Below are 10,557 nucleotides of genomic sequence, written 5' to 3'. Positions count from 1 at the left end.
GCAGACCCTCGAGGTTCCCGGCGGCGGCCACGACGGCGGCGGCAGCAACCTGTCCCTGCTCGGCTGCACCCCGCACGAGAACAGCAGCCTCAGCCTCATCTGCGGCTGACGACCATCCGGACCACGATCATCGGCCTCAACCGGGGCTGACGGCACTCATACAAGGAGATCATCGAAATGGCGCTTCTCGACCTGCAGACCCTCGAGGTTCCCGGCGGCGGCCACGACGGCGGCGGCAGCAACCTGTCCCTGCTCGGCTGCACCCCGCACGAGAACAGCAGCCTCAGCCTGATCTGCGGCTGATAGCACGCGCAACGGAGTCCTGGGCGGTCGTCGCGGCCGCCCAGGCTTCCGCGTTTCCGGGTCCGGCCCGGGGCCCCGCCCCCGCCGCACCGGAAGACGGCTCTTCTCGTCCTGTGAGGCCTTTCCATGGAGGACCCCGGTGAGCTCTCGTTCGGCGGACCTGCTGATCGCGCGGGCCGTACGGCGCGGCGGCCCGTGGCTGGCGGCGCTGGCGGCGGCGGCGCTGCTGGGCGCCGCCGCCGACCTGCTGCTCCCCGCGGCGCTCGGCCGCGCGGTCGACGCCGTGGTGGGAGCGCGGGCGGAGACCGGATCGCGAGGCGGCGCGGAGGTCACCGGCCCGCTCGCGGCCGCCGCGCTGCTCGTCGCGCTCGTGGTCGCCTGCGACGCGCTGCGCGTGCTCGCGGCAGGCGTGAGCGGCGCGCGGGCCGCGCAGTGGCTGCGCTCCCGGGTCGTGGACCACACACTGTCGGTCGGCGCCGGCATGAGCCGTCACCTCACGCCGGGCGAGCTCGTCACCCGCGCCGGGGTGAACGTGGAGGAGGCCGGGCGGACCCCCGAGGCGGTCGTCACGGCCGCCACGCTGATCGTTCCGGCGGCCGGCAGCGTCGTCGCCCTCGCGTTGATCGACCCGTGGCTCGCGGTCACGCTGGTGGCCGGTCTGCTTGTGATCGTGGCCGTGCTGCGCGCGTTCATGCGCAGGACCACGGCGGCCTCCGGCGGCTACCAGCAGGCCCAGGGGGAGATCGCGGCCATGCTCGTCGGCGCCCTCTCCGGGGCCCGCACCATCACCGCGGCCGGGAGCGAGGATCGCGAGGCCGCGCGCGTGCTCGCCCCGCTCCCCCGCCTGCGCGCCCACGGCCTGGCGCTGTGGCGGCTGCAGGCGCGGGCCGGTGTCCAGGCCGCCGTCGTCATCCCGTTCCTGGAGATCGTGGTGCTCGGCGTCGGCGGGTTGCGCCTGGCGGCGGGCGGCCTCACCGTCGGCGAGCTGCTCGCCGCCGCGCGCTACGTCGTGCTCGGCGCCGGCCTGGGGTCGGCGCTCGGCTACGCGGCGCGCATCGCCCGCGCCCGGTCGGCCGCCCTGCGGCTGGAGCAGCTGTTCGCCGTGCCGGCCCCCGCGTACGGGGAGCGCTCGCTGCCGCCCGGCCCCGGCACCCTGGAGCTGCGCGAGGTGACCGTACGGGCCGACGGCGTGCGGCTGCTGAGTGGCGTCAGCCTGGTCGTGCCGGGCGGCACGTGCACGGCGGTCGTGGGCCGCTCGGGCTCGGGCAAGTCGTCGCTGGCCGCCGTGGCGGGCCGGCTCGTCGATCCCGAACGCGGCGCCGTGCTGCTGGACGGGGTGCCCCTGCGGGAGATCGGCCGCGAGCCGCTGCGCCGCGCGGTCGGGTACGCGTTCGAGCGGCCCGCGCTGTTCGGCGAGACGCTGGGCGAGGCCGTCGCCTTCGGGCTGGGCGCCCGGGACGCCCCCGGCGTCCGGAGCGGGGACACCGTGCGGAGCGAGGACACCGTGCGGAGCGAGGGCGCGGTGCGGGCCGCCGCGGCCGCCGCCTGCGCCGACGCCTTCATCCTGCGACTGCCTCTCGGGTATGCCACTCCGGTCGGCGACGCGCCGATGTCCGGCGGCGAGATGCAGCGGGTCGGGCTCGCCCGTGCGTTCGCGCAGGCCGGCCGGCTGCTGATCCTGGACGACGCCATGTCGAGCCTCGACACCGTGACCGAGCGGCAGGTGGCGCGCGCGCTCACCGGGAGCCTGTCCGACCGCACCCGGCTGGTGGTGGCCCACCGGGTGACGACGGCGGCGCAGGCCGACCAGGTCGTGTGGCTGGAGGACGGGCGGGTGCGCGCGACCGGCACGCACGAGCGGCTGTGGCGCGACCCCGGCTACCGGGCGGTGTTCCAGGCGGAGGAGGACTCGTGAGGCGGCGCGCCCTCGCCGGGATGTCGCGGCAGGCGGACGCGCGGCGGCCCGGGGCGCGCCGGGCCGACAGAGACGGGGCGGACGGACAGGGGGCCGATATGCGGGGCGCCGATACGCTCAGGGCCGACGCGCGGCGCGTGGTCACGGGGGCGCTGATGCGCGAGCCGTCCCGGCTGCTGCTGCTGGCCGCCTGGTCGGTCGGTGAGGCCCTGCCCGCGCTGTGCGGTGGGTACGCCGTCGCGCGCGCGGTGGACGACGGCTTCGCCGCCGGGCGGCCGCTGGCGGGTCTGGCCTGGCTCGGCGTGCTCGCCGCCGCGTGGACGGTGGCCGCGGTGGCCGCCCGGCGGGTGCTGCTGCTCATCGCCGGGATCGTCGAGCCCTTCCGCGACGATCTGCTGGAACGCGTGGTGACCGGGGCGCTGCGGTCCGGGCGCGGCGGCGACAGCGCCGCCGTCGCCCGGATGAACCATCAGGTGGAGCTGGCCAGGGACGCCTTCGGCGCGATCATCACGGTGGTCAGGACCTTCGTCTTCACGCTGGCCAGCGTGGCGGTGGGGCTCACGACGCTGGCCCCTCAGGTCGTTCCGCTCGTGCTGGCGCCGGTGGCCCTGGGGCTCGGCCTGTTCCTCGTCTCCCTGCCCGCCCTCGCCCGGCGTCAGCGCGAGTTCATCGTCGCCGACGAGCGTACGGCGGCCGCGGTGGCGGAGATGGCGAGCGGCCTGCGGGACGTGACGGCCTGCGGCGGCGAGGAGCGCGTCGCGGCGAGTGTCGGGCGGGAGGTCTCCCGGCAGGCGAGAGCCGCACGGGCACTGGCCCGGGTGACGGCGTCGCGGACGCTGTCGCTGGCGGTGGGAGCCTGGCTGCCGGTCGTGCTCCTGCTCGCGGGCGCGCCCTGGCTGGTGCGCCAGGGGGTCACCGGCGGGGTGATCCTCGGCTCGCTGACCTACGTGATGCAGTCGCTCGCCCCCGCGCTCGGAGGCCTCGTGCAGGGCCTCGGCGTCAGCGGCGTCCGCCTGGCCGTCACGCTGGAGCGCATCCTGCACGCCCCCGGCCCGCCCGTCGCACACGGCGACCGGCGGCCCGGCGGGGTCCGCCTGGAGCTGCGCGGGGTGCGCTTCGCCTACGGCGCTCCCGGTCAGAAGGCCGCCGAGCCGGTGATCGACGGTCTGGACCTCGACGTGCCCGAGGGCGACCACCTGGTGGTCGTCGGCCCGAGCGGGATCGGCAAGTCCACGCTGGCGGCGCTCGTCGCCGGTCTGCTGCGCCCGGACGACGGCGAGGTCCTCGTCGGCGGCGTCCCGGCCGCACAGGTCCATCCGGCCGCCCGCGCGCTGATTCCCCAGGAGGCGTACGTCTTCCCCGGCACCCTGGCGGAGAACCTGACCTACCTCGCGCCGGGGACGCCCGCGGAGCGGGTGGACGAGGCGGTGGCGGTGTTCGGGCTGGCGGAGCTCGCACGGCGTACGGCGGGCGGCCCGCTCGACCCGGCCGAGCTGTCGGCGGGCGAACGGCAGCTCGTCGCGCTGGCCAGGACCTACCTGTCCCCCGCCCGGCTGGTCGTGCTCGACGAGTCGACCTGCCATCTCGACCCGGCCGCGGAGGCGCGGGCGGAGGCGGCGTTCGCGGCGCGCGAGGGCACGGTGATCGTCGTGGCGCACCGGATCTCCTCGGCCCTGCGGGCCCGGCGGGTGCTGGTCATGGACGGCACCCGCGTCCTGCTCGGCACGCACGCGGAGATGGTGGCCGCCTCGCCGCTGTACGCGGACCTGGTCGGCCACTGGGAGGCGCCGGGGCCGCTACCGGCGGGAGCGGTAGCGCAGGATGCCGATGTCGCGCCCGGCCGTGGGCCAGAGCCAGCCGCACTCGGAGGCGATCTGGATCGCCTCGACGCGTGAGCGGGCGCCGACCTTGGTGAGGATGCGGGACAGGTAGTTGCGGACCGTGCCGCGGGACAGCGACAGACGGTCGGCGATCTCGCCGACGGTCGCGCCGCAGGCGGCGGTCTCCAGGACGTCGAGCTCACGCGCGGTCAGCGGGTTGGCGTCGGCGTCGAGCGCGGCCACCGCGAGCTCGGGGTCGATGACCCGCTCTCCCTTCGCCACACGGCGGATGCAGTCCACGAGGTGGCCCGGCGAGGCGTCCTTGACGACGAAGCCGCGCACGTTGGCGTCCAGCGCCTTGCGCAGCGCGGTCGGCGTGCCGAGGCCGGTGAGCACGACGGTCCTGCACGAGGGTAATCGGCGGTGCAGCTCGGCCGCCGCGGTGAGGCCGTCGACACCGGGCATCCCGATGTCGAGCACCGCGACGTCGGGACGCCGCAGGCAGCCGAGCCGGACGATGTCCTCACCCTTGTCCGCCTCGGCCACCACCTCGAGGTCGTCCTCGCTCGACAGCAGAGCGACCAGCGCCTTGCGGATGAGGTGCATGTCCTCGGCGAGCATCAGTCGGATCAATCCAGACCCCCCTACACGCGGTGCGAGCGGATGCTCGCCGTTCGTGACCGCGGCGCTCCACTCACTATGCAGGTTTCACGCGCACGCCGGGACCTCTCTACCCCAACTGTCACCTTTAATCAGGAACCGTGTGAGAGAAAAAAGCGGACGCCCGGCCCCGTACGGGGACCGGGCGTCGCGGGCGGATTCCTAGTGGCGCCAGACCTTCACGTAGTCGGTCGCCTCGGAGCCCTTGAGACGGCGGTTGCCGTCGAACCGCACCGCCCAGGTGCCGGACCGCCAGGCCCGGACCTTGGCGGCGAAGTCGCCGTCGCCGTCGGTCTCGATGGTGTCGATGTACTGCCAGCGGCGGGAACCCGAGGGCTGGAAGTAGATCTTCACGTCCTGCGAGCCCAGCCAGCGCCACTCGTTCCAGTAGTTGCGGCTGTCGGAGCAGTAGCGGTCGCCGCCGCGACGGCCGGAGAAGTCGTTCCAGTCGTCGTAGTACCAGTCACCCCAGCACTTCGCGGTCTGCAGCGTGCCCTTGAGGGTCAGCGAGCGGCCCTTGCGGACCGGCTCGGGCGTGGCGTCGAAGCCGGCGATGCGGGTCGCCTTCGGGCCCGACGGGCGAGGCGCGTGCCACTCGTTGCGCTTCACCGTGAAGGTGCGGTCGGCGGTGTACTTCTTGCCGTCGAGGCCGATCGCCTCCACGTGCACCTTGTAGGTGCCGGCGCGGTCGCTCCAGTCGAAGCGCCACGACCGCGACGCGTGGTCGAACTTCGGACCGTCGTTCGGGCCGCCCTTGCGCTTGCCGAACCAGTGGTCGCCGCCGTGGTCGCTGCGGCCCCTGGGACCCCACAAGTCGATGTCGACGCTCTTGACGTCCTTGGTCGTGACCCGGGCGGTGACCTGGGCCGACCGGCCCTTGTTCACCACGACCACGTTCGGGTCGACGTCGACCGACACGATGCGCGGGTCCGGCGTGTACGGCTTGCGGGCGTTGTCCGAAGGAGTGGAGTCCGACGTGGGCGTCGGCGAAGGCGCGACAGGGTCCGCGTACGCGGGCGCAGTCGCGAGCGCCGTGGCGCCCATGGCGACCGCTACCAGGGCGGTAGCGACTCGTTTCTCCATGAGGCTAAATCCTCTCCCCGTTTCAAGGATCGCGTCCCGGTTTGGGACGCACCTACGTCATAGACGTCACAAGGAGGAGAAAAGTTGCCTCACTCTTCCACGAAAAACATCACAAAATGGTAACTGTCCATTATGTCGGCTTTATATGCTTATATGCCTTAAATCGTCCTTTACGCCTCGCGCTGTGGGCTTGTGTCGGCGGCATATCTGGACGTACCGGCATATTCGGCGCGCCACGTGCCCTCTCCCTCCGCCCGGAGCCGGGCGCTGAACCAGCCGTCCCTCCGGGTGACCGCCTCCCCCACGGTCTTCCAGCGGGGCGACCCGGCGGGCCGGAAGCGGATCTCGACCCGCTGCCCCGCGAAGGGCCGGTAGTCGACCTTGCCGCCCGGGTCCACCCGCAGCAGCGTCCCGGTGACCCGCACGGCGTCCCCGTCGCGCACCGCCTTGAGTCCCTCGATCTCGGTCGCCCGGCGCAGGTTGAAGCCCGCGCGGGCGACGGCCCGCTCGCCCCGCGCGTTCACCGCCGTCGCGGTGACCGTCCAGGGGCCGCTGCGGTACCACCGCGACAACGGCTTGTCCGGGAGGAACCGCCAGGTCTCCCACTCCCCCGACGACGCCGGGGAGACGCGCCAGGCCGGCCGGGCACCCGCGGGCGACACGCCCACCACGCCGGGCATCGCGGACGCCAGCCCGCCCAGGCCCGGCAGGGGCCCGACAGCCGGCCCGACAGCGGACACCGAACCGGGCACTGAACCGGGCACTGAACCGGGCACTGAACCGGGCACGGCGGGAGCCGGGAGGTCCCCCGGATCCGGGGAGGCGGACGGCACCGGCGTGGCGTCGCCCGACGGCGGCGAGGGGGACACGTCCGGCCCGGGCTCCTTCCTGGGCTCGTCCTCGTCCGAGGGCGCGCGGCCGGGTTCCAGGACGACGGAGACGCGCTCCGCGCCGCGCGCCACCACGTCGACGACCAGTCGCACCGACCCGCTGGGGCCGACCACCGGATCGGACGGGCGCACCTCGACCGAGCGGATGGCCAGGTCACCGGAGGCGGGGCCCGGCACGGCCGCCGCCGCCGTCGCGGCCGCGAGGGCCAGCGTCGCGAACAGAGGTCTCATCATGCCCCGTGACCGTACGCACGACCGGGGGCCGCCCCGCTCTCGACACACTCCCGGTCAGGTAAAAAACCGGCCCGTGAACTCGGTCCGGTCGCGCGGCCCGGCGGGAGACCTCCCCGCGCTCAGCCGGTCGCGTACAGCTCCTCGATCACGCCGGCGTACCGCGCGTGGACGACCCGGCGCTTGAGCTTGAGGCTGGGGGTGAGCTCCTCGGTCTCGGCGGTCCACTCGGCGGGCAGCAGCCGCCACCTCTTGACCTGCTGCACCCGGGCGAGCCTGCGGTTGGCGGCCTCGACGGCCGCCTCGATCTCGGCGAGGACGTCCGGATGCCCGGCCAGGTCGGCCAGGGACTCGAAGGGGACGCCGCGCGCCCGCGCCCACTCGGGCGCGACCTCGCCGTCCAGGGTGAGGATCGCCACCGGGTACGGCCGGCGGTCCCCGTACGCGAGGGCCTGCCCGATGAGCGGGTGCTCCTTCAGGTGCCCCTCGATGACGGCCGGGGACACGTTCTCCCCGCCCGAGGTGATGAACAGTTCCTTCTTGCGGTCGACGATTCGCACGAAGCCGTCCTCGTCGATCGACCCCACGTCGCCGGTGTGCAGCCAGCCGTCGGCGTCGAGCAGCTCGGCGGTCGCCTCGGGGAGGCCGAGGTAGCCCCGCGTGTTGAGCGGGCTGCGGGTGAGGATCTCGCCGTCCTCGGCGATCCGCACCTCGACGCCCGGCTCGGCCCGGCCCACGGTGCCGAGCTTGAAGACGTCCGGCGAGTTGGCGGTGAACGCGCCGGTCGTCTCGGTCATGCCGTACACGTCGATGACCTTCAGGCCGAGGCCGGCGAGGAAGCGCTGCACCTCGATCGGCATCGGCGCGGCGGCGGTGGCGCACCAGCGCGCCTGGTCGAGCCCGATCATGCCGCGGATGAGCGACAGCAGCGCCGCGTCGGCCCGCTCGTACGCCTCCCGCACCTCGGGCGTGACCGTGTGGCCGTACTGCAGCCCCTCGATGTAGGCGAGCCCGGCGGCCATCGCGGCGCGCACGTTTTCCTGCTGCTCGGGCGGCTGGCCGGCCAGCAGCGCCTGCAGCCGGGCCGTGACCTTCTCCCATACGCGGGGGACGCCGAAGAACAGCACCGGGCGCACCTGGCCGAGCGTCGCGCCGAGGTTGGCCATGTCGGTGCAGAAGTACACGTGGTTGACCTTGACCAGCGGCAGGTACAGGCTGAGCACGCGCTCGGCGATGTGCGCGTAGGTGAGGTAGGAGATCTGCGTGCCGTGCGTGGGCAGGTCGATCATCCGCTGCGTCGCGGTGAGTTCGAAGAACACGTTCGCGTGGGTCAGCGGGACGCCCTTGGGGTTGCCCGTCGTCCCCGAGGTGTAGAGGACGCTCAGCGTGTCGTCCGGGGTCACCGCGCGCCAGCGCGCGTCCACCTCGGCCGGGTCGGCGGCCAGCGCGTCGGCGCCGATTTTGAGGAACGCCTCCCAGCTCAGGAAGCGCTCGTCGTCGGAGGGGGCGCCCTCCAGCATGACGATCCTCGTCAGCGCGGGCAGCTCGCCCAGGATCGGCTCCCAGCGGGCCAGGTCGGCGGGGCCGCCGAGCACCGCGATCCGCGCCCCGACGTCGCGGGCGACGTACGCGACCTGCTCGGGGGCGAAGGTGGCGTAGACAGAGCAGGGGACGGCTCCCGCGTGGACGGCGCCGAGGTCGGCGAGCACGTGCTCGCTGCGGTTGACCAGCATCAGCGCGACGGCGTCGCCCGGCCGCAGGCCCAGCGCGGCGTAGCCCGCGGCGATCTCCAGCACGCGCCCGCGCGCCTCGGCGTAGGTCAGCGTCGTCCACTCGTCTCCGGCGGGATCGGAGTAGGCCGGCGAGTCCGGATGCTCCCGCGCGGCCCAGCTGAGCTGCTCGCACACCGTTCTGCCCGCGATCTCCCGCTCGATCGCCGCCCGGTCTTCAAGTACGCCGGTCATCGCGCCTCCCAAGGGGCATCTCGCACGCGTGGCATGCATCGCATCACAAAAGATCAGCCGCGGACAAGACCCCGGTGGCGAGAAGCGCGAGCGGATGTGGTATGCGACGCCATCACAATCGGACAAATGAGACATAGAGGCAGGTAAGGTACGAGAACGATGCGAGGGGGAGAACGCATGGCATCCGGAAGATCGGGTCCGCCGGTGGGAGAGCGGACCTTCTTCGGCCATCCACGGGGGCTGGCCACGCTGTTCGGCACGGAGATGTGGGAGCGCTTCAGCTACTACGGCATGCGCGCCGTCCTCGTGCTGTTCCTGACCGCGCCCGTCGCGCGCGGCGGCATGGGCCTGCCCGAGACGACCGCCGTCGGCGTCTACGGCGTCTACATCGCCTCGGTCTACCTGCTCGCCCTCGTGGGCGGGTGGCTGGCCGACCGGCTGCTCGGCGCGCGCAGGACCGTGCTGGCCGGCGCCCTGATCATCATGGGCGGCCACGTCAGCATGGCGATGCCCATGGCCGGGGGGTTCGTCTGGCTCGGTCTCGTGCTGATCGCGCTGGGCAGCGGGCTGCTCAAGCCGAACATGTCGGCGCTGGTGGGCGAGCTGTACCGGCACGAGGACGACGCCCGGCGCGACTCCGGCTACACGGTCTTCTACATGGGCATCAACCTGGGCGCCTTCCTCGGCATCATGGTCGTGCCCTGGCTGCAGACGGGCGGCCGCTGGCACCTCGCCTTCGGGGCGGCGGCGGTCGGCATGGCCATCGGCCTGGCGCAGTACGTGCGGGGCCGGGCGACGCTGTGCGGCGCCGGCGAGGAGCCGGACCACCGGCTCACGCCCGAGGAGCAGCGGCGCTTCAAGCTCGTCGCGGGCGTCGGGCTCGCCGCCGGATCGGCCGCGCTGGCCCTGTGGGCGCTCAGCGGCACGCTGACCGTGGACCGTTTCGCCCTCGTGCTCACGGTCGTGACGGCGGCTGTGCCGATCGCCTACTTCGCCTTCCTGTTCACCTCACGCGAGGTCACCGCGGAGGAGCGGACCGGGCTGCGCGCCTACGTGTGGCTGTTCCTCGCCGCCGCGATGTTCTGGCTCGTCTACGACCAGGCCGGCAGCGCGCTGCTGCTGTTCGCCAAGCACGACACCGACCTGGACGTCTTCGGCTTCACGATCCCGCCGGGCTGGGTGGGCAACGTCAACTCGCTCGCGATCATCCTCGTCGCCCCCCTCTTCGCGCAGATGTTCCTCAAGGCCGGCACCCGCATCAGCACACCGCTCAAGTTCGCGGTCGGCCTGGTGGTCGTCGGGCTGAGCTTCGTCGTCATGTCGGTCGCGGCCGGGATCGCCTCGGGCGGCGTGAAGGTCTCGGTCATGTGGCTGCTGTCGGTCTACCTCATCCAGACCGTCGGCGAGCTGTTCCTCAGCCCGGCCGGGCTGTCGGTCACCAACAAGCTCGCCCCCCGGGCGTTCGAGAACCAGCTCATGGGCCTGTGGTTCCTCTCCATGGCCCTCGGCGACTCCGTCGGCGGCCAGGCCTACCGGCTGACCAAGGTCGTGCCGATGCCCGCGTACTACCTCACCCTCGCGCTCGCCGCGATCGCGGCGGGGCTCGTCATGCTGGTGTTCGTCCGCAGGCTCCGCGTGCTGATGGCCGAGCACGACCACGTGCCGCCCGTGCCCGCGCCCAGCTGAGGACC

Annotated in this window: 9 protein-coding genes; 5 read left to right on the top strand and 4 right to left on the bottom strand. The window is 73.4% G+C overall.

What is annotated here, in order from left to right; genetic code table 11:
• The 4 genes from ACWEQG_RS24210 to ACWEQG_RS24195 all read left to right on the top strand — a co-directional run.
• Positions 1-109, top strand: a 109-nt coding sequence (locus ACWEQG_RS24210; RefSeq protein ID WP_452288211.1) for a SapB/AmfS family lanthipeptide, incomplete at its 5' end; no start/stop codon positions are given.
• Positions 110-177: 68 nt separating this feature from the next.
• The gene (locus tag ACWEQG_RS24205) at positions 178-303 is read left to right on the top strand and encodes a SapB/AmfS family lanthipeptide (RefSeq protein ID WP_363473205.1); all 126 of its coding nucleotides are present in this window, start codon (positions 178-180) and stop codon (positions 301-303) included.
• Positions 304-442: 139 nt separating this feature from the next.
• Positions 443-2,218, top strand: coding sequence for an ABC transporter ATP-binding protein (locus ACWEQG_RS24200; RefSeq protein ID WP_452287952.1), 1,776 nt, complete (start codon positions 443-445; stop codon positions 2,216-2,218).
• The gene (locus ACWEQG_RS24195) at positions 2,215-4,113 is read left to right on the top strand and encodes an ATP-binding cassette domain-containing protein (RefSeq protein ID WP_452287950.1); all 1,899 of its coding nucleotides are present in this window, start codon (positions 2,215-2,217) and stop codon (positions 4,111-4,113) included. Before ACWEQG_RS24200 ends, ACWEQG_RS24195 begins: the two co-directional genes overlap by 4 nt.
• Here ACWEQG_RS24195 and ACWEQG_RS24190 read toward each other — a convergent pair.
• From ACWEQG_RS24190 to ACWEQG_RS24175, 4 genes are all read right to left on the bottom strand, one after another.
• Positions 4,015-4,671, bottom strand: coding sequence for a response regulator transcription factor (locus ACWEQG_RS24190; protein ID WP_363472667.1), 657 nt, complete (start codon positions 4,669-4,671; stop codon positions 4,015-4,017). The genes ACWEQG_RS24195 and ACWEQG_RS24190 overlap by 99 nt on opposite strands.
• A gap of 189 nt (positions 4,672-4,860) precedes the next feature.
• Positions 4,861-5,781, bottom strand: a complete 921-nt coding sequence (locus ACWEQG_RS24185) for a hypothetical protein (RefSeq protein WP_452287948.1) — start codon at positions 5,779-5,781, stop codon at positions 4,861-4,863.
• A gap of 170 nt (positions 5,782-5,951) precedes the next feature.
• On the bottom strand, positions 5,952-6,905 hold the full coding sequence (locus tag ACWEQG_RS24180) for a hypothetical protein (RefSeq protein ID WP_452287946.1): 954 nt from the start codon (positions 6,903-6,905) through the stop codon (positions 5,952-5,954).
• Positions 6,906-7,024: 119 nt separating this feature from the next.
• Positions 7,025-8,866: an AMP-dependent synthetase/ligase gene (locus ACWEQG_RS24175; RefSeq protein ID WP_452287944.1), complete on the bottom strand. Its 1,842-nt coding sequence runs from the start codon at positions 8,864-8,866 to the stop codon at positions 7,025-7,027.
• A 177-nt stretch (positions 8,867-9,043) separates the two neighbouring features.
• On the opposite strand from ACWEQG_RS24175, the gene ACWEQG_RS24170 reads away from it, so the two are divergent.
• Complete coding sequence (locus tag ACWEQG_RS24170) at positions 9,044-10,552, top strand: peptide MFS transporter (RefSeq protein WP_452287942.1); 1,509 nt, start codon at positions 9,044-9,046, stop codon at positions 10,550-10,552.
• The last annotated feature ends 5 nt before the right edge of the window (positions 10,553-10,557 follow it).

The organism is Microbispora sp. NPDC004025, from assembly GCF_053604425.1.
Note: the sequence above shows the minus strand (reverse complement) of the source record. Positions and strands in the feature narration are given on the sequence as shown.